This is a genomic window from Aquimarina sp. AWH4_224 (genome assembly GCF_056160245.1).
The window spans coordinates 217,439-244,053 of record NZ_JBSWWU010000006.1 but is presented as its reverse complement, the minus strand read 5'-3'; the positions used below and the strand labels follow the sequence as shown (position 1 = coordinate 244,053).

Sequence of the window (26,615 nt, the reverse complement as noted above, 5' to 3'; positions counted from 1 at the left end):
ACCCCAAAAATAAATAGATATGCTAAAAAAAGTACTACCCTATGTGGTAGCAGTTTTTGTACTGTATTTTTCTAAAACTTCAGCACAAGAAGAAGTAGATTTGAAGTTCTCTTCAATAGACACGACGCTTCTTAAAGATGCAAATGCGGTAGTTCTGTCTGAAGATGTACAGATAGAAATTAATGCTATCAACTCCATTACCGTTAAAAATAAAAGGATTGTTACAGTCCTTAATAAATATGGGCGAGGCTACGCAAACTCTGCTGAATGGTATGACCCTTCTATAAAAATTAAAAAGCTTGAAGCTACGGTCTACGATGCCTATGGAAAAGAAATTAAAAAATACAAAAAGAAGGATTTTAAGGATAGGAGTAGACATGATGGTATTTCCTTGATGAATGATGATCGAATGTTGTATTTTGATTATACTCCTGTAGACTATCCGTATACGTTGGTTTTTGAGAGTGAAGTGCAAAAATCATCTACTGCATTTATTACTCCTTGGTTGCCACTATTGGGGTATAGATTGGGCGTGCAAAAGTCTTCTTATACCATAGTGAATAATACGGATATTTCTATTCGATATAATGAAACAAATTTTGAAGGTTTTCCCGTGCAAAAAGACGAATCTAATGGTCAAAGAAAATATACCATTGATCGGATGCCTTCAAGATTAAGGGAAGTACTAAGTCCGTCATATAGAAATACAGTCCCTATGGTAAGGGCAACCTTAAATGAATTTTATCTTCAAGGAGTAAAAGGTGCTGCTACCGATTGGAAGACTATGGGGAAATGGCAATATGATAAGTTGTTGACCGGAAGAGATGAATTGTCGCAAGAAACCATAAACGAAGTTGCAAAACTAACAGAAGGTTTAACTACAAAAAGAGAAAAAGCAAAACGAATTTATGAGTATGTACAAGGAAAAACCAGATACATTAGTGTGCAGTTGGGAGTTGGGGGTTGGATGCCTTTTTTGGCAAGTGATGTAGATCGCTTGGGCTATGGAGATTGTAAAGCACTTACTAATTATACCAAAGCCTTACTGGAAAGCCAAGGGATATTATCATATTATACAGTGGTTTTTGCAAATGAAAGAAGAGATATTGATCCAGACTTTGCGGCTATGCAAGGAAATCATGTCATTCTTAATATTCCAGAAGAAGATGAGGATATATGGTTAGAATGTACCAGTCAAACAGCTCCTTTTGATTTTATTGGTGATTTTACAGATGATCGAAATGTGCTGGTAGTAACCCCAGACGGAGGAGAAATTAAAAGAACCAAACGATACGAACCTGAAGAAAATATACTTCATACTCAGGCCACTATTAATTTGGGGTCAGACGCTTCCCTGGTAGCGGAAATAAAAAGAGAATCCAAAGGATTGGAATATGATTGGAATAATGGTATTCGATTCGAAACACCAAAGGATCAAAAGGTGTATTATAAGGAGCTTTGGGGATATGTAAATAATCTGGAAATTAATTCGCTAAATTTTGAAAATGACGTAGATGCGATCTCATTTTACGAAGAGGTCAAAGTTTCATGTAGGAATTATATGAAGAAGGTAGGTAGCCGTTTATTGGTGGCTCCAAATGCATTTAGTTGTGATCAAAGTAACCTTCCAAAATATGAGGATAGAAAAATGCCTTTAGAAATATCCAGAGGTTACGTTAACACTGACGAATATATTATTCATGTCCCTCAGGGATATGCGGTTTCCAGTATTCCGGACAAAAAAATAATAGAAACAGAGTTTGGGAAATACTCTTGGGAATTAGAAAAAATAGATGACGCCAGTTTAAAATTCAAAAGATACCTCAAAATAAAGGATGGTACATTTCCAAAAGAAAAATACGAAGAGTATCGCGAGTTTAGGGCTGGCATTAAAAAAATCGATAAATCCAAAATTGTACTAAAACAACTTTAATGAAGAATTTTAATTACATAATTGCCTGTTTTACTTTGGTTTTTGCAGTTCAAACGTCGTATGGCCAGAAATACGAATTTGGTAAGATTTCCAAAGATGAACTGCAGGAAAAGTCCTATCCATTGGATAGTAATGCTAATGCTGCAGTATTGTATAAAAACAAAAAAGTATGGTACGAATATTCGCAGACACGAGGATTTCAATTGGTTACAGAAGTGTATCAGCGAATTAAATTGTATAACAAAAACGGATTTGAACATGCCTCACATGAGGTGCTACTGTATAGAAATAATAGCAATAAAGAAAAAATAAGTGGCTTAAAAGGAGTGTCTTACAGTTTGGTTGATAATAAAATTAACGAAACAAAATTGGATAAAGATGATGTTTTTGAAAACGAATACTCAGAGAATTATAACGAGGTAAAGTTTACGATGCCATCCTTATCAGAAGGATCGATAGTTGAGTTTAAGTATAAAATTATTTCTCCTTTTATATACAACATTGATAAGATATACTTACAACAGAGCATACCTATTAAAAAACTGGAAGTCTCAGTAAATACCCCTGAATACTATAATTTCAAAAAATACACTACAGGGTATTTGCCGGTTAATCTTAAAGAATCTAGTCGCAATAAGAATATTTCTATTAATTCTAAATCAGCGAATACTTTTGGATCTAGAGAGACTAAATATTCTGTGGACCGAATTGATTATAAGGTTAATATAAACAACATTACGTCTACCAATGTTCCTGCATTTATAGAAGAACCGTATTCGGGCAATCCAGAAAACTATTTGTCTTCTATACTTTTTGAACTTCAGTTTACGCGCTTTGGTAATTCAATAGAAAACTACGCTACCACCTGGGAGGCAGTTGCAAAATCTGTCTTCGAGAATCCAAGATTTGGGAACGAATTAGAAAGAACTGCTTATTTCAAAAAAGATATTGACGAGCTTTTGGGAACTACTACAGATCCTATCAAAAAGGCACTTTTGATTTATAGTTTTGTGCAAGGAAAAATGAATTGGAATAATAAATACGGGGTAGTAACAAGAAATGGAGTAAAAAAAGCGTACGCAGATGGTGTTGGTAATTCTGCAGAAATCAATTTAATGTTGATTGGGATGTTGAAATATGCTGGTGTAGAGGTTAACCCTGTATTGGTGAGCTCCGTTCGAAAGACGATCTCATTATTTCCAACTTTAGAAGGGTTTGATTATGTAATCGCAAGGGTAAAGTCGGGAGATCAAATTCTGTTCTTGGATGCTACAGATAAATATGGAGAACCTAATATTCTTCCCTATAGAGTAGTACATGGTTCAGGTAGAATAATATCCGAAAAAGGGACATCTCAATTAATAGATTTTCGGCCAAAGCAACCTGCTATGGGAAGATTCAGCTTGCAATGTAAATTGAGCGAAGATGGAGTAATCACCGGAAAAACAAATTTATATCATAAAGATTATCTGGCACACTCATTTCGTACTGCCCATGCGATAAAGGATAAAGAGACGCAAACAAAAAGGCTTAAAAAGAGATATGAAATTACCGATTTAAGTAATTACGAATTAAAGAGTGTTGATCAATTAGGGGAACCTGTAGTAGAAAGATTCGAGTTTGCTGTAGATGACCAGACAGAAGTGATTGAAGACGAAATATACTTTGCTCCTTTACTTTTTTTAAGAGATAAAGAGAACATCTTTAAGTCCAATGAACGGTTATATCCAGTAGATTTTGGATACGGATATGCTAATCAAATGATGGTTTCTATTCAAATACCAGAGGGATATGAAGTAGCAGAAATCCCAAAAAGTCAGGCATTTAAATTGCCAGATGGTATGGGGAGTTTTATCTATAGATCAAATGTAAATGCTAATAAAGTTCAGATTACTATTTCTGAAAACTTGAAAACTCCATTTATTCCTGCAGAATATTACCCTACACTCAAACAATTTTATAACCAGATCATTCAAAAAGAAAATGATCAGGTAGTCTTAAAAAAAATATAAACCAATCAAATAATTATGAATCCTATAAATAAACTGCTGTTAACAGGAATATGTATACTATCCTTTCATATCTCTTCCGGACAAGAATATAAGTTTGGAAAGGTGTCCAAAGCAGAATTGGAAGAACAGTCTTATGAAGCAGATAGTACTGCAAATGCGGTGATTCTGTATGATAAAAAAGAAGTATACTACGAATATAATCCTACCGTACGATGGTTTCTTTTAATAACTGAAGTGCATCGTCGGGTAAAACTATATAACAAGAATGGATTTGATTATGCTTCGGATGATTTTTTATTGTATAAGAATGAAAGAGCAGAAGAGAGAATGAGCGATTTAAAAGGCTATACCTATTCTCTTGATGGAGGTAAGGTGATCAAAACGAAACTGCAAAAAGATGGGATTTTCGAGAATGAGTATTCTGAAAATTATGATCAGATCAAATTTACAATGCCAGACCTTAAGGATAATTCAGTAATAGAATATAAGTATAAGATCATTTCGCCATTTGTTTATAATATCGATAGAATTGTACTTCAGGATCAAATTCCGATCAAAAAATTAGATGTAAACATAAAAATGCCCGAGTATTTTAATTTTAAAAAATTCACTACAGGTTATTTGCCTATAGATTTGAAAGAATCAAATGCTGATGGAAGTTTCATTTATACTCCAAACCGGGCTAAATTTTTTGATGTAGAATCAAGATCTTATGGATCAAATCGACCTAAGGATAAACCTACGCCAATAGACTACAAAATTATTGTAAACTCTATTTCGTCTACAGATGTTCCGGCATTCAAAACGGAAGCCTATTCAGGTAATATCAATAATTACATTTCTTCTTTGGTGTACGAACTTCAGTTTACCAAGTTTGGAACCTCTATAGAAAACTATGCAACGACCTGGGAGGAAATTATCAAGAAAATGTATTCCAGAGCAGATTTTGGTGGGGAGCTAAATAAAACAAATTACTACAAAGAAGATATTGATCAATTAGTTGGAGGGATTAGTGATCCTATAAAAAAGGCGGGATTGATCTTTGGTTTTGTAAAACAAAAAATGAATTGGAACGGCAATTATCGGGCAACAGTACAATCTGGTGTGAGAAAAGCATATAAAGAAGGAACGGGTAATGTGGCAGATATTAACCTGATGCTTACTTCAATGCTAAATCATGCAGGAGTAAAAGCTAATCCAGTCTTGGTTACCTCTAATCAAAAAGTAACTTCTCTGTTTCCTACCCTTGGTGGATTTGATTATGTGATCACCAGAGTTAAGTTGCCTAATGGTAATAGCATTTACCTGGACGCTACAGATAAATATGGGGAGCCTAATGTGCTTCCAAATCGGGTAATACAGGGGACCGCTAGAATTATAGCAGAAAATGGAAAATCACAACGTTTAAACCTCAGACCAGGAAAACCCTCATTAAACCGAAGTAGCTTGCAGTACGAAATTGATGCTAATGGAATGGTTAAAGGAAAATCTAATATGTATCATTTGGATTACTTAGCCCATAATTTTCGTGACCGATTCGGAATTTATGATCAGAAGTCTCAGGAAAAAAGAATTCTTAAAAAATACGAAATAGATGAATTGATAAATTATGAGGTGAAAGGGGCTAATCAATTGGGGAAACCGGTTAATGAGCGATTCGAATTTGTAGTCGAAGATCAAATAGAGGTCATAGATAATGAAATGTTCTTCTCACCTTTATTATTTTTGCGTAACAAAGAGAATATATTCAAATCTGATGATCGAAGATATCCAGTAGATTTTGGATATGGTTTTTCAGATGTGTATATGGTAAATGTTAAGATACCTGAAGGATACGAGATAGCTGAGTTACCTGAGTCAGGAGGATTTAAACTACCTGATGATTTAGGGTCATTTTCGTTTAATGCTAAAATCGTAAATGGAATGATTCAAATTTCAGTTAACGAAACCATTAATTCGGCGCTGATATTACCAGAATATTATCCTTCGATCAAAGAGTTTTATAACAAAATCATTGAAAAAGAGAGCGATCAGGTGGTTCTTAAAAAAATATAAGTATGAATATTCAAAATGCACAGCAAGCCGTAGATGATTGGATTAAAAACCATGGAGTACGTTATTTTAATGAGCTCACCAATATGGCTCAACTTACTGAAGAAGTAGGTGAAGTAGCAAGAATTATTGCTCGACGCTATGGAGAACAAAGTGAGAAAGAAAGTGATAAAAATAAGGATCTGGGAGAAGAGTTGGCAGATGTGCTTTTTGTAGTACTTTGTCTTGCCAATCAAACAGGAGTGGATCTGCAGGATGCTTTTGATAAAAAGTTGGATCTCAAAACAAAAAGAGATCACGATCGCCATCATAATAATGAAAAATTAAAATAATGTTTTTCTCTATAATATCTTCAAAGAAATATTGGGCTACCGTTGGTTTTATTGGACTTGGTTTTGTCATTATTTTTAGCATTATCGAGCATTTTATGCATTTTAAGGGGTTGGCTTTTAGCGCTTTTGTCGAAGAACGAGTCGCAGATGGTAGATGGATACGTTATGTATTTTCTCGCTTGGTTGGAGGCTTAACCTATGGGATGATCTTTGGATATTATTTAGAATTTAGAAAACGCAAATCAAATCGACAATAATGAATTTGAAATTACAGCAAGTATCGGCTATAAAAAGTGGTGTTTTACAGATAACGGGGTCAAAAAGTGAAACCAATAGACTTCTTATTTTACAAGCGTTATATCCCAATATAAAGATTGAAAACGTATCGAATAGTGATGATTCTGTACTTATGCAAAGAGCTTTGGCTAGTACAGACGAAACCGTAGACATCCATCATGCAGGGACAGCGATGCGTTTCTTAACAGCTTATTTTGCTTTGAAAGAGGGTAGGAAAACTACGCTTACCGGAAGTAAAAGAATGCAGGAAAGACCTATAAAGATTTTGGTAGATGCCCTTCAACAATTGGGATGTGATATCAAATATGAAAAAGAAGAAGGGTACCCTCCAATTAATATACTAGGAACAAAGCCGGATGCGAATAAAGTAGAGTTACAGGCTAATGTAAGCAGTCAATACATTTCTGCTTTGATGTTAATGGCATCCTCATTACCTAACGGATTAGAGATAGTTTTAAAAGGTAAGGTGACCTCGGTGCCATATATCAATATGACGCTTAGTTTGCTTGAAGACGTTGGAATTAAAGGTACTTTTAAAGATAATGTAATAACCATACCAGAAAATAAAAACGATATCGACAATACTATTGTCGTAGAGTCAGATTGGAGTTCTGCGTCTTATTTTTATAGTATTGTTGCGCTGTCTCAAAATGCAGAAATCACTTTAGGAAGTTATAAGAAGAAAAGCTACCAAGGTGATTCTTCTTTAGCCACTATTTACAAGAATCTAGGAGTAGAAACGGTTTTTGGCGATCATACGGTAACACTTAAAAAAAATAATACCACCAATTATCAAGCACTTCATGGTTTGGACCTGTCCAATTCGCCAGATATAGCGCAAACCATCGCAGTAACTTGTTTTGGATTAGGGATATCTTGTCATTTAACTGGTCTACACACCTTGAAAATCAAAGAAACGGATCGGTTGGAAGCTTTGAAAACCGAAATAGAGAAATTAGGAGGTGAGGTTGAGATAACAGAAGACAGTCTGCGATTGGCAGCTTCTAATCGTATGGAAGAAGACGTGCTAATAGGAACATACCATGATCACAGAATGGCAATGGCATTTGCTCCACTAGCACTTAGAACTTCGTTATCGATAGAAGATGCCGATGTAGTATCCAAATCATATCCAGATTTTTGGAGAGATCTCGAGAAGTTAGGTTTTGCACTAGGGTAGTATTTATTGCGGTTCTAAAGCGCTTACGGCAGAAGAGTTAAAATATATGTCATTTTACTTGACAACCCCTGTCACGAGATTGTATATTTGCATCTTCAAAAAATAAATCTAATGAAGTTATCGCATTTCAATTTTAACCTTCCACAGGAGTTGTTGGCCGAATATCCAGCAGAGAATAGAGACGAAGCTCGTCTTATGGTTCTTAATAGAAAGGATCAAACCATCGAACATAAACAGTTCAAAGATCTTATAGATTATTTCGAGCCTAATGATGTAATGGTCGTGAATAACACCAAAGTTTTTCCTGCCAGACTGTATGGAAATAAAGAAAAAACAGGAGCTAGAATTGAAGTGTTCTTACTACGAGAATTAAATTCTGAAACTCGCCTTTGGGATGTATTGGTTGATCCAGCAAGAAAAATTCGTATCGGAAACAAACTTTATTTTGGAGATGACGAGAGTCTAGTAGCAGAGGTGATTGATAATACAACTTCTAGAGGACGTACGTTACGTTTTTTGTATGACGGTTCTTACGATGAGTTCAGACAGAAACTAACAGATTTAGGAGAAACACCACTTCCTAAATACATCAAAAGAGATACTGAACCAGAGGATGAGACACGTTACCAAACCATTTACGCAAAAAATGAAGGTGCTGTAGCAGCTCCTACAGCCGGACTTCACTTTTCTAAACATTTGATGAAACGTTTAGAGATAAAAGGAGTAGATTTTGCAGAAATAACGTTACACGTTGGTTTAGGTACATTTAATCCGGTAGAGGTAGAAGATCTATCAAAACATAAAATGGATAGCGAAGAAGCATTTATTACTGCTCAGGCAACCAATGTGATCAATTCAGGTATTGCTAATAAGCAAAGAATATGTGCAGTAGGAACTACGGTAATGAGAGCTTTAGAGAGTTCGGTTTCTTCAGAGAAAACACTTAATGAATTTAGAGGATGGACGAATAAGTTTATCTTCCCACCATATGACTTCAGTATCGCAAATAGTATGATTACCAATTTTCATACACCAAAATCTACATTGTTAATGATGGTTTCTGCATTTGCAGGACATGATTTTGTAAAAGAGGCATATGAAGAAGCGGTAAAAGAAAAATATAAGTTTTATTCCTATGGAGATGCAATGTTAATCTTGTAATCAAAATAGAAAAGCATTGAGGAAAACCCTGTTTAACGATATTTTGAGCAGGGTTTTTTGTTATATTCTTAAAAATTAAGGTGTTAAAGTGGTTTTTATGAAAAAAAAAGTGTTATTTTCGCGGCGACAAAAATTTACGGTTTTACCGTAATGACATATTGCATTTTATCGATGATTTGTGTTTTTTGTCGAAAATAACATATTGAATACAGAATATCGGGGTACTTTTTATAGAATTGGACCGTTTTTTGTTTTCCTGTTAAAAAACCTTGAACAAAACCTAAATAGATAATGATGAAAAAAGTATTGTGTTGCCTTACATTTTTTACTGTTGTATGCTCTTTGGCCCAAACAAAAGTCGGTGTAGTTCGTTTTAATGATACCGATAAATTCGGAGAAACGGAATTGATGCTTAATGGCGCCGGAGAACGAGAAAAATTATATGCAATAGGATTATATCTTGACTTCGAAGTAGAAGGACCAGAAGATGGAGTAAAAGTAGCCGAAAAGGATAAAGAAATGGCGGTTACGATCAAAGTGTTATCTTCTATGAATCAAAAAGGCCTTGAAAAATTAATTAGAGGTGGAATTGAAGTAGCTACAAACGGAAATAGTTTCAAACTAGAAGATCAAATTCGCAAATTTATTGGACTTCTTCCCAATGATGTTAAGAAATTTGATATCATCAAAATATTACATACCAAAGGTGGGAAATTAACTGTTTTCAGAAATAGAACCATTTTAGGTACGATGACCAATATGGAGTTCAAAACTGCATTGTTTAAAATTTGGTTAGGTGAAAATCCTGTAGATTATGATTTGAAGGAAAATCTATTGGCTGCCTATAAACCAAACCCTGTATTAGGGAAATGGAGAATGATCGATAAAGAATCTGGAGTTGCTTTAAGTATGGTTCAGGTATATATCATCGACGGTAAAGTTTTTGGTACTATCGAAAAAATGATGAGAGAGTCTGAAAGAGATGATGTTTGTTTCAAATGTACCGGAGAAGACAAAAACAAAAAGATAGAAGGAATGACTATCCTTAAGAACCTACGTTTTAGTGGTGATAAATATGAAGGAGGTACTTATACCAACGTATGGACTGGAGAAAAAGCCGACTGTCAAATTTGGACAGAAGAAGAGAAGCGCGACGTACTTTATGTAAAGTACAAAGGTGGCGGAGGAGTACATGAATGGAGAAGAATAAAGGAGTCTAAGAAATAATTCCTCGAGAAATAGAGAAAACAATGAAGCCCTCAGCACTGTACTGAGGGTTTTTTGTTGTCAATAATATTTGTGTCGGTAGCACAATATCTTTTACTTTTGCAAGATATGGCAGTAAAGAAAAAAGACATACGAGCATATACAAAAGACCAATTGCGATCTTTTTTTGAGGAGCACGGAGACAAAGCTTTTCGTGGGAATCAGGTATATGAATGGCTTTGGAACAAAGGAGCTCATAGTTTTGATGATATGACCAATATCTCCAAAGCAACACGGCTTATGTTGGAGGAGAACTTTGTGATCAATCATATTCGAGTAGATCAAATGCAACGCAGTGCAGATGGTACTATAAAAAATGCAGTAAGATTGCATGATGGTTTGATTGTAGAATCTGTACTTATTCCGACTCCAACAAGAACTACAGCTTGTGTTTCTTCTCAAGTAGGGTGTAGTCTGGATTGTAAGTTCTGTGCAACAGCACGTTTAAAAAGAATGCGTAACCTTAACCCCGATGAGATTTATGATCAAGTGGTAGCCATTGATAAGGAAAGCAAATTGTACTACAATCGTCCGTTATCTAATATTGTATTTATGGGAATGGGTGAGCCTCTGATGAACTATAATAATGTGCTTAAAGCGATCGATAAAATTACATCACCAGAGGGATTAGGAATGTCTCCCAGGCGAATTACCTTGTCTACCTCTGGAGTGCCAAAGATGATCAAAAAAATGGCAGATGATGAGGTGAAGTTTAGGTTGGCAGTTTCTCTGCATTCGGCTTTAGATGATGTAAGAACGGCGATCATGCCTTTTAATGAGACCTTTCCACTCACAGACCTTAAAGAAGCATTAGAATACTGGTATGCCAAAACAAAAAGTAGAATTACCTACGAGTATGTAGTTTGGAAAGGAATTAATGACAAGAAAAAAGATATTGATGCATTAATTAGGTTTTGCTCTTACGTACCCTGCAAGGTAAATTTAATAGAATATAACCCTATTGATGATGGCGAATTTCAGCAGGCATCATCGGCCGCAATAGATCAATATATTTCTGCATTAGAAAGTAAAGGGATTGTAGTAAATGTTCGTCGAAGTAGAGGAAAAGATATCGATGCAGCTTGCGGTCAATTGGCTAACAAATCTTGATTTTTCTTTATTAACACTATTAGGGTTTATCAAAAAACAAATTATACTATCTTCGTAGCAAATTATTAGTAGAATTATAATACCTCCTGTTGAAAGTTGTTGAGCAAATAAAGCTACCTATTATTGATGAAATGGAACTTTTCGAGAAAAAGTTTTCAGATTCAATGTCTTCAAAGGTGGCGCTCCTTAATCGTATTACACATTACATCGTAAACCGTAAAGGAAAACAGATGCGACCTATGTTTGTGTTTTTGGTTGCCAAACTGGTTTCTGGAGGAGAGGTAAACGAAAGAACTTATCGAGGCGCTTCGGTAATAGAATTAATTCATACTGCTACTTTAGTACATGATGATGTGGTGGATGATTCGAATCGCAGACGTGGCTTTTTCTCGATTAATGCGCTATGGAAGAACAAAATTGCGGTTTTGGTAGGTGATTATTTGTTGTCCAAAGGACTATTGTTGTCCATTGATTATGGAGATTTTGACTTACTTCGAATTATTTCGGTAGCTGTACGGGAGATGAGTGAAGGAGAATTACTACAGATAGAAAAAGCAAGAAAACTAGATATCACGGAAGAGATTTACTACGAGATTATCCGTCAGAAAACAGCAACATTGATTGCCGCTTGTTGTGGCCTGGGAGCTTGTTCGGTCGCACCAGAAACTGAGGATGTCGAAAAGATGAGAAAATTTGGAGAGCTTATAGGAATGGCATTTCAAATAAAAGATGATCTTTTTGATTATGGTGATACAGCTATCGGAAAGCCTACTGGGATTGATATCAAAGAACAAAAAATGACCTTGCCATTGATTTATACGCTCAACAATTGCAGCAAGGATAAAAGAAAATGGCTGATTAACTCTGTAAAAAATCACAACAAAGACAAAAAGCGAGTAAAAGAGGTAATCGCTTTCGTAAAAGAAAGTGGAGGCTTGGAATACGCAATTAAAATCATGAACGATTTTAAGGATCAAGCCTTGTCCATTTTGTCAGAATATCCAAATTCTGATTACAGATCTTCACTAGAGCTAATGGTGAATTACGTAATTGACCGAAAAAAATAAAATATTTTTTAAAAATTTACTTACCTTTTAATCACTGGTTTACAAAGGTTTTAGGCATTTTTTTTTGTGATTTAGCAAAAAAAATAATGACATAGGCAACCATTTTATTTTCTTTGACGTCTATGCTAATAGAAGATCAAATTAATCACTCTTTACGTTGAAAGTAATTCAATTTTATAAAAGCGAAACGCAACTTATCAAAAAAGCCGCCAATCAGCAGCGGGATGCTCAGCATCAGCTATACACCAAGTATGCGCCAAAAATGCTTAGTGTATGTAGGAGATATATTAAAGATATCCAGTTTGCAGAGGATGTCATGCTCAATGGTTTTTTGAAGGTATTCTTAAACCTGAATAAATTTAAGTTTGAAGGAAGTTTTGAAGGTTGGGTACGAAGAATTATGGTCAACGAATCGATTTCATTTTTAAGAAAAGAAAAGAAAATTTTCTTTACCGAAGAAATGCCAAATTATAAAGAAGAGTCCTGGAATAATATCAATACAGAATTAGAAGTAGAGCAAATTCAGGAGTTAATTGATGGTCTTCCAGAAGGATATAGAATGGTGTTTGTATTGTATGCTGTAGAAGGGTACAAACATAGCGAGATTGCAAAAATGTTGGAGATTTCAGAAAACACATCGAAATCGCAATTATTTAAAGCAAGAAAAATGCTACAGCACAGAGTGAACCAACAAAATAAATTAAGTAATGGCGCCATTGAAATTTGAAGATAACATAAGAGAGAAGCTCGAAGAACGCGCTATAGAACCTACAGTAAATTCTTGGGAGAAGTTAGCGTCTCAACTGGATGTACAAGATGCCAAGAAAAGAAAAAAAGATAACAAAATCTTATGGTACAGTATAGCAGCTGTTTTTGTAGGAGTATTAGTGATAACAGCCGTATGGAAAAACAAAGGTCTTTCTGAAGAACCGAATAGGATAGAAATAGTAGATAGAAGTGATGAGATTTTGAAAAAAAACCAAACAGAAATCACACTAGATGAGCAAGAGAAGAAAGAGATTATTCCGATAGAAGAGAGGAAGGACGAAACCGTAGCCATAGAAAAGAAAAAGTCTGAAGTAATCTCAGTAAAGAAACAAGATCTTACTACCGATAATAAAGTCGCAGAAACTACCAAAAATAATGGTGCTAAAATAAAAGACACTTTTGAAAAAGTTGATCGAGCCGATTTAAACAAACAATTTGATACTAAAGAAGCTATAGCAGAGACTTTAAATGAAAAAGAGGTTTTATCTGTAGATGCCAATGTGATAGAAGAAAAAATAGCAGACGTATTAGCACAGGTAGATGAGTTACAAAAAGGTCAAAATGAGGTTACCGAAGAGGAAATCAACCAGCTATTGCGTAACGCACAACGAGAAATAACATCACAAAGAGTATTAAAATCTAATACAGTTAGTGCATCGGCACTTCTGCAAGATGTAGAAGAAGAAATCGATGAAACTTTTAAACAACGAGTTTTTGAAGCGCTTAAAACTGGTTTTAAGAAAGTAAGAACTGCTGTAGCAGAGCGGGAAAATTAAGAATCATTCATCAATCAAGTTCTGCATAATCCCTTGGTACAAAGGGATTGTGCAGAATATCAAAATCAATTTAAATGAAGACATTAGTTACTATAGCTACAATCGTAGCCATGACATGTATTGCCCAGTTTTTGGGAGCACAAGAAATCATAGACAATACAAAAATCGGAAGATTAAAACAGCAAAAAGAGCAAATTATCATTGCAGAAAAAGAGGCGCTTAAAGAAGAGGTAGAGTCGATAAATAAACGATTAGAGAATAACGAAATTACCAAAGTAGAAGCACAAAAATTAAAAGAAGAAGCGGCCAAAGTTCATGCCTTAAATATTGAAAACGGATTGGCTATTTTGGATAATCGAATTGCACTTTTGGAGAGAAATGGAGACGAATTCCTTGGGACGGATACCGAAAAACTAGAAATTGGATTGGGAGCCAAAGATTTGGAAGATGGAGATATTTTGTTTGGGATTCAGCTTAAAAATGTAAAGGAGAAAGAAATAAAATATGACCGAAGAACCACATCTGATCTGGTAGTAGCTTTTGGATTAAATAATGCTATTGCAGAGGACCAGTCTTTAGATGATCTTGACTATAGGATTGCTGGAAGCCGATTTTTTGAGTTGGGTTGGGCCTGGAAGACAAGAGTATTTAAGAATACTAATTTCCTAAGATTCAAATATGGAATCTCTTATGTGTCAAATGGTTTAAAACCTACAGGAAACCGATATTTTGTAGAAAATGGTAATCAAACCAATTTGGAAGAGTTTCCAGTAGAGCTAGATAAGTCCAAGTTTAGAATGGATAATATTGTGGTGCCTGTGCACTTTGAATTTGGTCCTTCGAGGGTGAAAGAGACCGAAAAAAGTATTAGATATTATACCGCTCGAAAATTTAGAATCGGAATTGGAGGATATGTAGGAGCAAATATAAGTACACGTCAAAAACTGAAATTCAAAGAAAATGGCGATAAGGTAAAAGACAAGATTAAAAGAGATTATAATACCAGTGATTTAATTTATGGAGTAAGTTCGTATTTAGGTTTTGGAGATATGTCTTTTTATTTGAAATATGATATCTCTCCAGTTTTCAGAAACGCTGAAATTGAGCAAAATAATGTATCTCTTGGATTGCGATTTGACCTTTAATCGATTAATATTATCGATGAACTATCTTAGTAGTTAGAAACGAGTGAAATCAAATCTTTAAAATATTTTTAAAATAGTTATTAGACATTAGCAAATGTTCTCACGGGGAAAGAGTGGTTTTTTTGAGGCCACTCTTTTCTTTTTTTGCTAGCAGTATTTTTCTTACATATTGTCAATTCTGGGTCTCCCAAGGATTTGTTAAATTAGTTTGTGTTTGCGAAAAGTAATTTGTTAAATAATATACTAATATATATCAATCTGTTATATATGTAAATTTGGAAATAAAGCCTCATTAAGAGTACGGTTTTAGCACAATTATTTGATTGTAAGTATTTTATGACATCTTATTTTTTTGTTTCTAGGTGAATTATTCTATATTTAACAATGTCATAATTGAAGTAATTCTTCACGATAATTATAAACGAGTTTTATCTTTTATTCAACCTAAAAACAAATCTTCAAAATTGCACTCATTTAAATCATTTTATACTAATTATAATTCACACAAACAATTAATCAAATTTCACACACATGAAAACAAAACTCTTTTATGTAACACTATTTACTTTATGTAGTTTTGGGCTATTTGCTCAAAAAGGAGCCCCGATGAAAGCCAGTTCTGTTGGTAAAGCGGCCTACGTAAGAAGTATTCCTGCTATCGCAGAAATGGATAACGTAATTTCAGCGGCTGGTATGGAACATAAAGCACCTCCTAAGAGAAGAGGTAGTAATACTTTTGTACCTGGTAAAGGATTTCAACCTGCAGGTGGTATCGACCCTCTTGTAGCCAAGCAAAAAAATGCCACAAAGATGGCTACCACTTCTCCTTTGGCATCTTTTGATGCTCATATCGGAACTGTACTGAATGATGCAACTGGTGCCATTGGGCCAAACCATTATGTATATGCATTCAACTCTGGTTTTGGTATTTTGGATAGAGCGGGTAATGTGCTTGTTCCAGAAGCTTCATTAGGAACTATCTTTCCGGGAGAAACGCTGGGAGACCCTATCGTAGTATATGATAATTATGCAGATCGCTTTATTATCATGCAATTTAGTAATACTCCAAATGGAATTCTGATTGCTGTAGGGCAAGGACCAGACCCTGTAAATGACGGTTGGTTTACTTACAGATTTAATACAGGATCATTCCCAGATTATGAAAAATTATCAATCTGGAGTGATGGATACTATATCACAGCAAACAAGGATCAGAATAACCCAAGTGGTAATGATGTAGTATTTGCGGTAGAAAGAGATAAAATGTTAGTAGGAGACGCTAGTGCAGGATTAATTGGTTTCCCTCTTCCAGGAGCGGCAACTAATGGATTCTATAGCCCAGGTGGATCTCACTCTACAGGACCTAATTTACCTCCAGTAGGTGTAGGACATTCTATTTTATACTTACAGGATGATAGCTGGACTGGAATCTCTCAAGACCATATCAAAGTATGGACAACTAATGTAGATTGGACAAACCCTGCAAGTTCTACAATTTCGCAGCCACAAGAGATTACAACTACACCATTTGATAGTGTATTTGACGGTGGATCATTTCAGAACTTAGACGAGCCAGGTAATGGACCAGATATTGATGCATTACAGGCAACTATGATGTATATGACGAACTACAGACGTTTTGGTACGCACAACTCTATCGTATTAAACTTTGTGGTGGATTTAGATGGTACTGATAGTTTGGCTGGTATCCGTTGGTACGAATTAAGACAAACTGGTGATGGTCAACCTTGGACTATTTTCCAGGAAGGAACATATGTACAGCCAGATGGTCTTAGTGCTTTTTGTGGAAGTATCGCACAAGATGCTCAAGGAAATATAGGATTAGCATATACTGTTGTAAGTAGCACTGTATTTACTTCTTTGAGATTTACAGGTAGATTGGCTAGTGATCCATTAGGAACAATGACAGCTGCAGAGCAAGTTTCTGCAGATGGAGATGCTCAAAACAACAGAGGTGATGGTCGTTACGGAGATTATGGTCAAATTACTATTGATCCAACAGATGACTTAACGTTCTGGCATATCAGTGAGTATATGAAAGGGCCAGCGCCAAACGTAAGAAGAAGTCACGTAGTAGCATTCAAAATAGAGCCTGATACTCCAGATACAGAGGCACCAACTGCTCCTGCTAATTTAGCAGCTTCTTCAGTAACCGAATCTTCACTTACTTTAAGTTGGGATGCTTCTACTGATAACATTGGAGTTACTGCTTATGATGTATATCAAGATGGAGCTGTAATCGGTTCTTCTGCAACTACAAACTTTGATGTTTCTGGATTAACTGCAAGTACATCTTATGATTTCTTTGTAATTGCAAAAGATGCAGCTGGAAACGAATCACCTGCAAGTGCTACATTAACAGTAACAACCGCAGACCCAGATGTAGAGGCTCCTTCTATACCAGCTAACTTAACGTCTTCTAATTTGGCTGCAAATCAGGTTACACTAAGCTGGGATGCTTCTACAGATAATGTTGGAGTTACAGAATATGATGTTTTACAAGACGGAGTAGTAGTAGCTACAGTGGCTGGAACAACAGCTACCGTTTCAGGATTAACTCCGCAAACAACATACGAATTTACAGTATTGGCTAGAGATGCAGCTGGTAATGAATCTGACGTAAGTAGTCCACTTCGTGTGACTACACCAGAAGCTACAGGGTGTTTAAATGGGGTTAGTACTCCTTATGGAGAAGGATTTGAAACTGGTATAGGAGCATGGACTCAGGATAGCGGAGATGACCTTGACTGGATAAGAGACGCAAATGGGACTCCATCTAGAAACACAGGGCCAGCTAGCGCAGTAGAAGGTTCATTCTACTTATACGTTGAAGCTTCTGGAAACGGAATCGGATATCCTAACAAACGTGCGATCATTACATCTCCATGTATTGATCTAGGACCAGCTACAGAGGCTACATTCTCTTTCAAGTACCATATGTTTGGAGCTAACGGATTCGGTTCATTAGATCTTGAAGCTAGTAATGACGAAGGTGCAACTTGGACAAGTATCTGGAGTAGAAGCGGAAACCAAGGTAACTCTTGGCAGACAGCTACAGTAGATCTTGCTGCATATTTAGGTACAGGAGTTCAATTACGATTCAACCGTTTAACAGGAACAACCTGGAGAGCGGATGCTGCGATTGACGATATTTCACTTATTACTGATGGTGGATCTGGTAGCGGTTGTGTATCTGGAGACTTAACATTGAGCATTACTTTCGATAATTTCCCACAAGAAACATCTTGGGAGGTTACAGACTCTAGTGGTGCTGTTGTAGCATCAGAAAGCTATTCTACTGCAAATCCTGATGGTTCTACAGTAACTGAAACGATCAGTGGATTGGCAGATGGAGATTATACGTTTACAATCTTTGATTCTTTCGGTGATGGAATCTGCTGTGGATTTGGTAGCGGTTCTTATGCATTATCAAGCAGTGCAGGTACAATTGTTACCGGAGGAGAGTTTACTAGTTCTGAAGCGACTACATTCTGTGTAGAAGGTGGAGCAAGATCTGTAGACACATATCCATTATCTGATGCAGGTGATGAGGTATTTACAGTATTCCCAGTGCCAACAAAAAGTATCTTGAATATCTCAGTAGGTAAAATACCTTTAGAAAATGTTGAGATCTTCTCAATGTTTGGACAAAGAGTATATCAAGGTAAAGAAGCACAAATTAATGTAAGTGCTTTCCCTGCAGGAACATATTTCGCAAGAATCACTGGTCCTGAGGTTATGAAAACAAGAAAATTCACTATAGAGTAATTTTAGAATAATTAACCAACTTAAAAACCTGGTAGTTTCGACTGCCAGGTTTTTTTATTTTAGTATGGATCTAAATGGTGTCTCAAGAATTATATTATTTTTGTTGACACAAAAAGGAGACCCTTTCATGATCCATAAAACCACTGTAGATGCTGTATTTGAAGCTGCTCGTGTAGAGGAGGTAATTGGAGATTTTGTTCAATTAAAAAAGGCTGGGAGTAATTTTAAAGGGCTCAGCCCTTTTAGTGAAGAAAAAACGCCTTCCTTTATGGTTTCGCCAGTAAAACAAATCTGGAAAGATTTTTCGAGTGGAAAGGGAGGGAATGTCGTGGCTTTTTTGATGGAGCATGAGCATTTTACTTACCCCGAAGCTATTAAATATTTAGCCAAAAAGTATAATATTGAAGTAGAAGAGACCGAGCAGACCGATGAACAAAAACAACAAGCTGATGAGCGAGAAAGTATGTTTTTGGTAAGCGAATTTGCCAATACATTCTTTCAAAATTCATTGCACAAAACAGAGGAAGGTAAGGCAATAGGGCTTACGTATTTCAAAGAGAGAGGTTTTACTGAGGATACCATAAAAAAGTTTAGCCTGGGGTATTCTCCAAACTCATGGGATGCATTTACCGCAGAGGCTATTAGAAAAGGGTATAACCTGGATTATCTTGAAAAAACAGGATTGACCATTGTAAAAGAAGAGAAACAATTTGACCGTTTTAAAGGACGTGTCATGTTTCCTATCCAATCTATGTCGGGTAGAGTTCTGGGTTTTGGTGGGAGAATTTTGTCTAATGAAAAGAAGGCGGCAAAATATCTCAATTCTCCAGAAAGTGATATCTATCATAAGAGTAAGATTTTGTATGGTATTTCTCATGCCAAACAGACGATTGCCAAAGAAGATAATTGTTATTTGGTAGAAGGATATACCGATGTGATACAGTTTTACCAGACTGGGATCAAAAATGTAGTGTCTTCTTCGGGGACAGCCTTAACTACCGATCAGATTCGATTGATTAATCGGCTTACCAAAAATATTACCGTTTTATTTGATAGCGATGCGGCCGGTATGAGGGCATCTATTCGTGGGATTGATTTGATTTTGGAGCAGGGGATGAATGTAAAAGTTTGTAGTTTCCCAGAAGGTGAAGATCCTGATAGTTTTGCAAAACAAAACACCTTAGAAGAGCTTACGGCCTACCTTGAAGAAAATGCTCAGGATTTTATCAGTTTTAAGGCTTCTTTATTGCAACAGGAATCCAAAGACGATCCTATAAAGAAGGCGGAGTTGATTCGGGATATGGTGACTAGTATTTCTAAGATTCCTGACGTAATTAAGCGTGAAATATATGTAAGAGAGTGTTCGCGTATTATGGATATTTCTGAAGAGGTGCTTTTTGATACCTTAGCTCAGATCCGTAATGTGGATATCAAAGACCAGCGGAAACAACAAAAGCAATCTCAAAAATCGATGGAGGTAGTAAAACCTGCTACCGAGAAACCTCAAAAAGTAGATAGGCAACATTTGTTAGAAAGAAGCATTATCGGAGTGTTATTGCTATATGGGGCGCAAGAGGAAGAATTTGAAGATATGATGCTCAAGGAGAATGAAGATGGAGAGCTCGTGATGGAGCCAGAAGTACATACCGCCAAAGTTTTTGAAAAGATATACCTAGATCTTCAGGAAGATGAAATAGAATTTGCTCATGATAATTTTCAAGAGATCTATGGAGCCATTATTAATCAACTACATCAAACCGAAGAATTTAAGGTAGATGTTTTTGTAAATACAGTTTCACCAGAAATTGCTTCAGAAATTACCGAGATATTAATGAATGAAGAGAAGTATAAAATTGATCGATGGCATGATAAGGAGATACATGTAAAGCTCAAAAAGCACTCTGTTTCTCAATATGTAAACGACATTATTCTCAATCTTAGAGGCCATTTGGTAGGCAAGAAAATAGAGGAACTAAAAGAGTCCTTGAATAGTCCGGAAAACAACGAAGGTAACCATGATATCCTTTCGGATATCAGTGATTACCTTTATCTTAGAAAAATATTATCTGATAAATTAAACAGGGTGATTTAACTTATATGTAACAGTCTCGACTGATGAATTAAATCAGCAAGATTATCTACTTTCAACTTTTTTAGTAGCCGCGTTTTGTACGTGCTTACAGTTTTTTCGTTGATAGATAGTGTTGTGGCAATATCCTTATTTCTCTTACCTGATGATAAAAGATTCAGGACTTCAATTTCTCTCGAGGAAAGTTTTTTATATTTCACAACCATGTTGTTTTCATTGGCGTTACCATTGGCAAGTTGCTGGGTTAAATTATCATTAAGATAAATTCCTCCTCTGGCAACACGCTCGATAGCCTTTTTTAACGTCTTGGTCGGAACGGTTTTAGAGAGATATGCAGAGGCGCCTGCTTTAATGGCACTCAAGGCATACATTTCTTCCGGATGTGAGCTAAAAATAATTACTTTTATTCCTGTAAATTCTTTTTTGATGGTTCTTAAGGCCATAATTCCGTTGATCTGCGGAAGGTCCAGCTCCATAATAAGTACATCTGGGGTATTGGACTTCAACACATCATACATTTCGTTTCCATTGCTCACTTTGCCAATGATCTCATAATCTTCCGAATTGCGAAATAAAGAAACGATCCCCTTCCTAGTAATTGGGTGATGATCAGCGATTAGTACGGTTGTCATTCTTGTTTACGATTGTTAATGTTATTTTAATTTTAAGAGTTTAACATTCTCAGGCTAGGGGTAATTCTTAATCTTACTGCAAAATTACTAAGAACTAGCCCTCGTAAACTTTTTTTTATCCATTTATCGACAAAGTGTTGATTATAATAGATTAACGGGTATTTTACAGACAGGTATGGGATTCATTTTATGCTGATTTACGGTATTTAATCGAGTAAAAATCTTAAATACTTCTTGTTCCCTTCCGTCAAAATCTTCTGTTTTCTTTCCTTTATCTTTCATTTTCATCGCCCATTCCAATTCATCATAAGAGGCTCCAATTTGATCTTCATCACTGCGGCTGTCCCCAAATAACCCATCAGTGGGTGCTGCAACCTGTATCGATTCAGGTACTCCAAGTGCTTTTCCTATTTGGTATACTTCACTTTTTAATAAATCGGCAATTGGACCAAGGTCAACGCCTCCATCCCCATACTTTGTGTAAAAACCAACTCCAAAATCTTCTACTTTATTACCGGTTCCCGCTACCAGATATTTGTGCAAACCTGCAAAATAATACAGTGTGGTCATTCGTAGACGTGCTCTGGTGTTGGCGAGAGACAAATCAAGCTGTGCGCTGGGCTCAACCTCAGGGACTACAGATTTTAGTTCTTCAAATACTGGAGTTAGATCAACTCTTGCATCGGATACATTCGGAAATCTTTCTTTTAATTGAGTAATATGTTCCTGAGCTCTGGTTACCTGACTTTGCGCCTGGTGTATTGGCATTTCGACGCATAGGGTTTTCAAACCAGTTCTTGCGCATAGAGAAGAAGTAACGGCACTATCAATACCTCCACTAACACCAACAACAAATCCTGTAATATTAGCATTGTTAGCATATTCTTTTAGCCAATTTGTAATGTGATCAATTACTTTTTCTGTTTGCATATCTTAGTCTTTTATTTGAAATGTAATTAATAAAGAAAATTCGTGTTAATAAATTAGAGTGCAAAAAGGTTAAAATAGGGATAAACTATAATGTATAGATTGTAAATCGATATATTACCTTTGCGATCATAAAATTAATAAAAAAAGATGGCGTTCTACAGGAATGGAAATTATTTGAAAAGTTCTCTGAATTCGGTTATGAAAAGTTTAAAATTTTTAAAATGTGCCCTCGTATTTTGTGTTTTATTCTCTTGTGGTAAAGAAAGTAAGATCGAAAAAGAAATTGAAAAGATACCAGTTAAAATTACGGTAGAACGTTTTGATCGTTTGTTTGCAGATGTAAATGAGGAAAATTTATCAGATCTGAAAAGAGATTTTCCATTCTTATTTTCGGCAAAGTATGCGGATAGTATTTGGTTAAAAAAAGCAAAAGATACGATTCAGCAAGAAGTGAATCGAGAAGTAGAAAAAGCGTTTCCAGATCTTACTGCAGAGATAGATGAACTGCATTCCTTGTTTCAACATATTAAGTTCTATTTTCCCGAAATCAGTGTGCCTAGAGTTGTTACGATAACCTCTGATGTCGATTATAGAAATAAAGTAGTCATTTCCAAAGATTTATTGATTATTTCGTTAGATACCTATCTTGGTGCTGATCATCATTTCTATGAGGCGATCCAAAAATATCTGAAAAGAAACTTCATCCGTGAACAAATCATATCTGATGTTGCAGGAGCATATGCTAAAAATCAGGTAGGCCCCATACGTGAAAGAACGTTTTTGGCCAATATAATTTCTTTTGGGAAAGAATTGTATCTCAAAAACCTTTTCCTTCCAGAAACCGATGATGCGGTAAAATTAGGGTATACCAAAGAGCAATTTAATTGGGTTCAGGATAACGAAGAACCTATTTGGCGATTTTTTATAGACAAACAATTATTATATAGTACCGATAGTAGTTTAATGCCGCGATTTTTGTATCCAGGGCCTTTTTCCAAGTTTTATTTAGAAGAAATTGATAAAGAAGCACCAGACAAGGTAGGTCAATTTATAGGATGGCAAATTGTTACTTCATATATGAAAAATAACAGCGTATCTTTGCGCCAATTATTATTGGCAGATGCCGAAACAATTTTTAACAATTCAAAATATAAACCAGCACGATAATGACGAGCGCACATACTTCAGAAATAAAGATAGATGTAGAATTAGACGAGAATCGTATTCCAGAAAAGTTGCATTGGACAGCTAAGGATGGGGGAGTAGAAAATGAAGAAACAAAGGCGGTATTGCTGTCGGTTTGGGATAGTGCAAACCAAGAAAGCCTTAGAATAGATTTATGGACCAAAGATATGCCAGTAGACGAGATGAAAGTGTTTTTTCATCAAACTCTAGTGTCTATGAGTGATACTTTTTTCAGAGCTACACAAGACGAGAAAATGGCAGCAACCATGAAAGACTTTTGTGATTACTTTGCAGAAAAATTAGAGCTGAAACAACAGTAGTTCGAAATGTTTTTCTGGTTAGTCAGACTAATACGATAAAAACATTGAATAAGACATTACTTTTTGTTTATAATGCGCAGTCTGATTTGTGGAGCAAATCTCTCGATATTGCACATAAGATCATCAGCCCAGCTACCTATAATTGTGAGCTCTGTGCGCTTACGCATGGTAATTTTTCAGAAAGAAAAGTGTGGGCTGCCTTCAAAAACAGCACTGATTTTCAGTTTGTCTTTATGTATAAGGATGAGTTTTTGAAACAATATGGTCAGGAATTTGAATTTCCTATAATACTTGATAGTGATCACAAAGAACAGCTAGAAGTGGTTTTGGATGCACAACGCTTAAAACAATTTAGCTCGGTAGAAGAACTTGTTGAAGTGCTACAAGGCTATATGATTACCGTGAATTCTTAAGTTGATTGTTGATATCTTCGATGTAATTGAGTACTTCATCTTTACCCATTCCTGAAGATGATGAAGTAATGAAGTAATTGGGCATTTCTTCCCAGTATTGCAGCATGGTCTGGATATAGTTGTTGATCTGTACAGGGAGCTTGTTTTTTGATAGTTTATCGGCCTTAGTGAAGATGATAGAAAAGGGGATCTGATTTTCTCCCAACCACTGCATGAATTCCAAATCTATTTTTTGAGGTTCATGACGACAGTCCACCAAAACAAAAGCGCTAACCAATTGGGTTCTTTTTGAGAAATACGCGGTAATGAATTTCTGAAAGACTTTTTTGGCTGATTTGGATACGCGGGCATAACCATACCCAGGTAAATCTACCAAAAACCAAGTTTTGTTAATGATAAAATGATTGATCAACTGTGTTTTACCAGGTCTTCCTGAAGTTTTTGCTAAACTTTTTCGGTTGGTCAACATGTTGATCAAAGAAGATTTTCCAACGTTCGATCTGCCGATAAATGCGTACTCAGGGAGTTTTTCTTTTGGGCATTTAGCGACATCGCTGTTACTTATCACAAATTCAGCGCTGCTAATCTTCATGGTTGTAGGGTTAGAATTAGAATTTTCGTTCTTTTAACCAATCGTGAAGTAATCGGTTAAATTCATCTGGATGCTCCATCATTGCTGCGTGCCCACATTTATCAATCCAATAGAGATCAGAATCAGGTAATAAACGATTAAAATCATCGGCAACTTCTGGAGGAGTTACATTGTCATTTTTACCCCAGATAATACACGTGGGAGTGTGCATGTTAGGTAAGTCTTTTGCCATGTTGTGGCGAATTGCACTTTTGGCTATAGCCAAAGTTCGGATCAGTTTATTTCGATCGTTAACTGTGGCATATACCTCGTCAACAATTTCTTTGGTGGCTATGGCAGGATCGTAAAACACATTTTCGGCTTTAGCTTTAATGTATTCATAATCACCTCGTTTCGGGTAGCTTTCACCCATGGCGCTCTCATAAAGACCAGAGCTTCCAGTAATAACTAACGCCTTTACTTTTTCAGGATACATTTTGGTGCATAGAAGTGCGATATGACCACCAAGCGAATTACCTAAAAGAATAACTTCTTTGTCGCCATATCCAAGATGATCAATAAAGTCCTTAAGGTATTTGGCATAGGTGCTTACCTTGGTTTTTATCAATGATAAGGTGTAAACAGGAAGTTCCGGAATTAAGACTTTGTATCCTTCTTTTGGGAAATAAGAACCAACACCTTCAAAGTTGCTTAGCCCTCCCATCAAGCCGTGCAAAATGATTATTGGCGTGCCCTCTCCTAAATCCAGATAACTAAATTTTCCGTCTTTTTTTAATTCGTTCTTCATTAATACTTCTTACAAGAATTAAAGCAAATATAGCATTTTCATAATTAGTTTGGAGATTTTTTATCAATACTACAGAATGAATTTTTACAATTCTTTTTTTCATGCATTATTTGAGTCTCATGCATGAGGAATACAAGATTTACTTGACTTTTTGTTAGTGTCCTGATAAACAAAAAATTAAAGTTTTTGGCTTTCCGAATTCCCTGTTTTAAAGAATAACTTATCAACAATGTGGTAAAATGTGGTAAAAAGTGGTAAATTTTTCAATATATTTGAATAATTAAACGTTTAAGGGGATTGAAGTGGTAAACCTAATCGGCACATACGAATGTAAGGCAGACGCTAAGGGACGTCTTATGATGCCTGTTGCTTTCAAGAAGCAGCTTTCGCCTGTGTTGCAAGAGGGTTTTGTTTTGAAAAGATCTGTGTTTCAGCCGTGTTTGGAGTTGTATCCCATGGAAGAATGGAATCTTTTGATGCAAAAAATCAATAAGCTGAATCGCTTCAAGAAAAAAAATAATGACTTTATCAGGAGGTTTACTGCAGGAGTAAAAGTAGTCGAAATAGATAGTGCTGGTCGATTGCTGATACCCAAAGATCTGATCAATTTTGCCGAGATCACCAAAGAGCTGGTGTTGTCTTCGGCGGTTAATATCATTGAGATTTGGGATAAAGAGAAATATGAAAAGGCAATTGATGATAGTGCAGATGATTTTGCAGACTTGGCAGAAGAGGTGATGGGCTTTGATGATGATATGGAAGACTAAAGGTCGAGTGAA

The 26,615-nt window shown here is 35.8% G+C and carries 23 protein-coding genes; 19 read left to right on the top strand and 4 right to left on the bottom strand.

What is annotated here, in order from left to right; genetic code table 11:
- Positions 1-19: 19 nt before the first annotated feature.
- From ACXAGJ_RS13650 to dnaG, 15 genes are all read left to right on the top strand, one after another.
- Positions 20-1,933: a DUF3857 domain-containing protein gene (locus ACXAGJ_RS13650; RefSeq protein WP_474840729.1), complete on the top strand. Its 1,914-nt coding sequence runs from the start codon at positions 20-22 to the stop codon at positions 1,931-1,933.
- The gene (locus ACXAGJ_RS13645) at positions 1,933-3,945 is read left to right on the top strand and encodes a DUF3857 domain-containing protein (protein WP_474840728.1); all 2,013 of its coding nucleotides are present in this window, start codon (positions 1,933-1,935) and stop codon (positions 3,943-3,945) included. Before ACXAGJ_RS13650 ends, ACXAGJ_RS13645 begins: the two co-directional genes overlap by 1 nt.
- A gap of 15 nt (positions 3,946-3,960) precedes the next feature.
- Positions 3,961-6,000, top strand: a complete 2,040-nt coding sequence (locus ACXAGJ_RS13640) for a DUF3857 domain-containing protein (RefSeq protein ID WP_474840727.1) — start codon at positions 3,961-3,963, stop codon at positions 5,998-6,000.
- Positions 6,001-6,002: 2 nt separating this feature from the next.
- The gene (locus ACXAGJ_RS13635; RefSeq protein WP_073315477.1) at positions 6,003-6,329 is read left to right on the top strand and encodes a nucleotide pyrophosphohydrolase; all 327 of its coding nucleotides are present in this window, start codon (positions 6,003-6,005) and stop codon (positions 6,327-6,329) included.
- Positions 6,329-6,586: a hypothetical protein gene (locus ACXAGJ_RS13630; protein WP_474840726.1), complete on the top strand. Its 258-nt coding sequence runs from the start codon at positions 6,329-6,331 to the stop codon at positions 6,584-6,586. Before ACXAGJ_RS13635 ends, ACXAGJ_RS13630 begins: the two co-directional genes overlap by 1 nt.
- Complete coding sequence (locus ACXAGJ_RS13625; protein ID WP_474840725.1) at positions 6,586-7,806, top strand: 3-phosphoshikimate 1-carboxyvinyltransferase; 1,221 nt, start codon at positions 6,586-6,588, stop codon at positions 7,804-7,806. The genes ACXAGJ_RS13630 and ACXAGJ_RS13625 overlap by 1 nt, the downstream gene beginning before the upstream one ends.
- A gap of 111 nt (positions 7,807-7,917) precedes the next feature.
- Positions 7,918-8,967 carry a tRNA preQ1(34) S-adenosylmethionine ribosyltransferase-isomerase QueA gene (queA, locus tag ACXAGJ_RS13620; RefSeq protein ID WP_073315474.1) on the top strand — a complete coding sequence of 350 codons (1,050 nt, stop codon included), beginning with the start codon at positions 7,918-7,920 and terminating at the stop codon, positions 8,965-8,967.
- Between the two features lie 291 nt (positions 8,968-9,258).
- The gene (locus ACXAGJ_RS13615) at positions 9,259-10,194 is read left to right on the top strand and encodes a chalcone isomerase family protein (RefSeq protein ID WP_474840724.1); all 936 of its coding nucleotides are present in this window, start codon (positions 9,259-9,261) and stop codon (positions 10,192-10,194) included.
- Between the two features lie 108 nt (positions 10,195-10,302).
- Positions 10,303-11,343, top strand: a complete 1,041-nt coding sequence (gene rlmN / locus ACXAGJ_RS13610; RefSeq protein ID WP_473285552.1) for a dual-specificity RNA methyltransferase RlmN — start codon at positions 10,303-10,305, stop codon at positions 11,341-11,343.
- A gap of 89 nt (positions 11,344-11,432) precedes the next feature.
- Positions 11,433-12,410: a polyprenyl synthetase family protein gene (locus tag ACXAGJ_RS13605; protein WP_474840722.1), complete on the top strand. Its 978-nt coding sequence runs from the start codon at positions 11,433-11,435 to the stop codon at positions 12,408-12,410.
- Positions 12,411-12,567: 157 nt separating this feature from the next.
- Positions 12,568-13,137, top strand: coding sequence for an RNA polymerase sigma factor (locus ACXAGJ_RS13600; RefSeq protein ID WP_474840720.1), 570 nt, complete (start codon positions 12,568-12,570; stop codon positions 13,135-13,137).
- Positions 13,118-13,954, top strand: coding sequence for a hypothetical protein (locus ACXAGJ_RS13595; protein ID WP_474840718.1), 837 nt, complete (start codon positions 13,118-13,120; stop codon positions 13,952-13,954). Before ACXAGJ_RS13600 ends, ACXAGJ_RS13595 begins: the two co-directional genes overlap by 20 nt.
- A 74-nt stretch (positions 13,955-14,028) precedes the next feature.
- Positions 14,029-15,099, top strand: coding sequence for a coiled-coil domain-containing protein (locus tag ACXAGJ_RS13590; protein WP_474840716.1), 1,071 nt, complete (start codon positions 14,029-14,031; stop codon positions 15,097-15,099).
- Between the two features lie 531 nt (positions 15,100-15,630).
- The gene (locus tag ACXAGJ_RS13585; RefSeq protein ID WP_474840714.1) at positions 15,631-18,888 is read left to right on the top strand and encodes a fibronectin type III domain-containing protein; all 3,258 of its coding nucleotides are present in this window, start codon (positions 15,631-15,633) and stop codon (positions 18,886-18,888) included.
- Positions 18,889-19,015: 127 nt separating this feature from the next.
- On the top strand, positions 19,016-20,980 hold the full coding sequence (gene dnaG / locus ACXAGJ_RS13580; protein ID WP_474840712.1) for a DNA primase: 1,965 nt from the start codon (positions 19,016-19,018) through the stop codon (positions 20,978-20,980).
- Here dnaG and ACXAGJ_RS13575 read toward each other — a convergent pair.
- Complete coding sequence (locus ACXAGJ_RS13575) at positions 20,977-21,609, bottom strand: response regulator (RefSeq protein WP_073315465.1); 633 nt, start codon at positions 21,607-21,609, stop codon at positions 20,977-20,979. The two genes, dnaG and ACXAGJ_RS13575, sit on opposite strands and share 4 nt — an antisense overlap.
- Before the next feature lie 141 nt (positions 21,610-21,750).
- Positions 21,751-22,539, bottom strand: coding sequence for an NAD(+) synthase (nadE, locus tag ACXAGJ_RS13570; RefSeq protein WP_474840709.1), 789 nt, complete (start codon positions 22,537-22,539; stop codon positions 21,751-21,753).
- A gap of 198 nt (positions 22,540-22,737) precedes the next feature.
- Between nadE and gldB the strand changes: the two genes are divergently transcribed.
- The 3 genes from gldB to ACXAGJ_RS13555 are packed head-to-tail and all read left to right on the top strand — an operon-like array spanning position 22,738 to position 24,457.
- Complete coding sequence (gene gldB / locus ACXAGJ_RS13565; RefSeq protein WP_474840707.1) at positions 22,738-23,706, top strand: gliding motility lipoprotein GldB; 969 nt, start codon at positions 22,738-22,740, stop codon at positions 23,704-23,706.
- The gene (gene gldC, locus ACXAGJ_RS13560) at positions 23,706-24,044 is read left to right on the top strand and encodes a gliding motility protein GldC (RefSeq protein WP_073315463.1); all 339 of its coding nucleotides are present in this window, start codon (positions 23,706-23,708) and stop codon (positions 24,042-24,044) included. The genes gldB and gldC overlap by 1 nt, the downstream gene beginning before the upstream one ends.
- Before the next feature lie 44 nt (positions 24,045-24,088).
- A complete protein-coding gene (locus ACXAGJ_RS13555; RefSeq protein WP_474840705.1) occupies positions 24,089-24,457 on the top strand; it encodes a GTPase in 369 nt (122 codons plus the stop codon).
- Here the strand turns inward: ACXAGJ_RS13555 and yihA are convergent.
- Positions 24,441-25,049 carry a ribosome biogenesis GTP-binding protein YihA/YsxC gene (gene yihA, locus ACXAGJ_RS13550; RefSeq protein ID WP_474840703.1) on the bottom strand — a complete coding sequence of 203 codons (609 nt, stop codon included), beginning with the start codon at positions 25,047-25,049 and terminating at the stop codon, positions 24,441-24,443. The two genes, ACXAGJ_RS13555 and yihA, sit on opposite strands and share 17 nt — an antisense overlap.
- A 16-nt stretch (positions 25,050-25,065) precedes the next feature.
- Positions 25,066-25,836 (bottom strand): alpha/beta fold hydrolase, encoded by a 771-nt coding sequence (locus ACXAGJ_RS13545; protein WP_474840701.1) that lies wholly within the window; start codon positions 25,834-25,836, stop codon positions 25,066-25,068.
- 302 nt (positions 25,837-26,138) lie between these two features.
- Here ACXAGJ_RS13545 and mraZ point away from each other — a divergent pair, with 302 nt between their 5' ends.
- A complete protein-coding gene (gene mraZ, locus ACXAGJ_RS13540; protein ID WP_474840699.1) occupies positions 26,139-26,603 on the top strand; it encodes a division/cell wall cluster transcriptional repressor MraZ in 465 nt (154 codons plus the stop codon).
- Positions 26,604-26,615: the final 12 nt, after the last annotated feature.

Excerpts from the sequence above, each read along its gene's own strand:
- ACXAGJ_RS13650 (WP_474840729.1), top strand. The coding sequence starts at position 20 with ATGCTAAAAAAAGTACTACCCTATGTGGTAGCAGTTTTTGTACTGTAT.
- ACXAGJ_RS13645 (WP_474840728.1), top strand. The coding sequence starts at position 1,933 with ATGAAGAATTTTAATTACATAATTGCCTGTTTTACTTTGGTTTTTGCA.
- ACXAGJ_RS13640 (WP_474840727.1), top strand. The coding sequence starts at position 3,961 with ATGAATCCTATAAATAAACTGCTGTTAACAGGAATATGTATACTATCC.
- ACXAGJ_RS13635 (WP_073315477.1), top strand. The coding sequence starts at position 6,003 with ATGAATATTCAAAATGCACAGCAAGCCGTAGATGATTGGATTAAAAAC.
- ACXAGJ_RS13630 (WP_474840726.1), top strand. The coding sequence starts at position 6,329 with ATGTTTTTCTCTATAATATCTTCAAAGAAATATTGGGCTACCGTTGGT.
- ACXAGJ_RS13625 (WP_474840725.1), top strand. The coding sequence starts at position 6,586 with ATGAATTTGAAATTACAGCAAGTATCGGCTATAAAAAGTGGTGTTTTA.
- queA (WP_073315474.1), top strand. The coding sequence starts at position 7,918 with ATGAAGTTATCGCATTTCAATTTTAACCTTCCACAGGAGTTGTTGGCC.
- ACXAGJ_RS13615 (WP_474840724.1), top strand. The coding sequence starts at position 9,259 with ATGATGAAAAAAGTATTGTGTTGCCTTACATTTTTTACTGTTGTATGC.
- rlmN (WP_473285552.1), top strand. The coding sequence starts at position 10,303 with ATGGCAGTAAAGAAAAAAGACATACGAGCATATACAAAAGACCAATTG.
- ACXAGJ_RS13595 (WP_474840718.1), top strand. The coding sequence starts at position 13,118 with ATGGCGCCATTGAAATTTGAAGATAACATAAGAGAGAAGCTCGAAGAA.
- ACXAGJ_RS13590 (WP_474840716.1), top strand. The coding sequence starts at position 14,029 with ATGAAGACATTAGTTACTATAGCTACAATCGTAGCCATGACATGTATT.
- ACXAGJ_RS13585 (WP_474840714.1), top strand. The coding sequence starts at position 15,631 with ATGAAAACAAAACTCTTTTATGTAACACTATTTACTTTATGTAGTTTT.
- dnaG (WP_474840712.1), top strand. The coding sequence starts at position 19,016 with ATGATCCATAAAACCACTGTAGATGCTGTATTTGAAGCTGCTCGTGTA.
- ACXAGJ_RS13575 (WP_073315465.1), bottom strand. The coding sequence starts at position 21,609 with ATGACAACCGTACTAATCGCTGATCATCACCCAATTACTAGGAAGGGG.
- nadE (WP_474840709.1), bottom strand. The coding sequence starts at position 22,539 with ATGCAAACAGAAAAAGTAATTGATCACATTACAAATTGGCTAAAAGAA.
- gldB (WP_474840707.1), top strand. The coding sequence starts at position 22,738 with ATGAAAAGTTTAAAATTTTTAAAATGTGCCCTCGTATTTTGTGTTTTA.
- gldC (WP_073315463.1), top strand. The coding sequence starts at position 23,706 with ATGACGAGCGCACATACTTCAGAAATAAAGATAGATGTAGAATTAGAC.
- yihA (WP_474840703.1), bottom strand. The coding sequence starts at position 25,049 with ATGAAGATTAGCAGCGCTGAATTTGTGATAAGTAACAGCGATGTCGCT.
- ACXAGJ_RS13545 (WP_474840701.1), bottom strand. The coding sequence starts at position 25,836 with ATGAAGAACGAATTAAAAAAAGACGGAAAATTTAGTTATCTGGATTTA.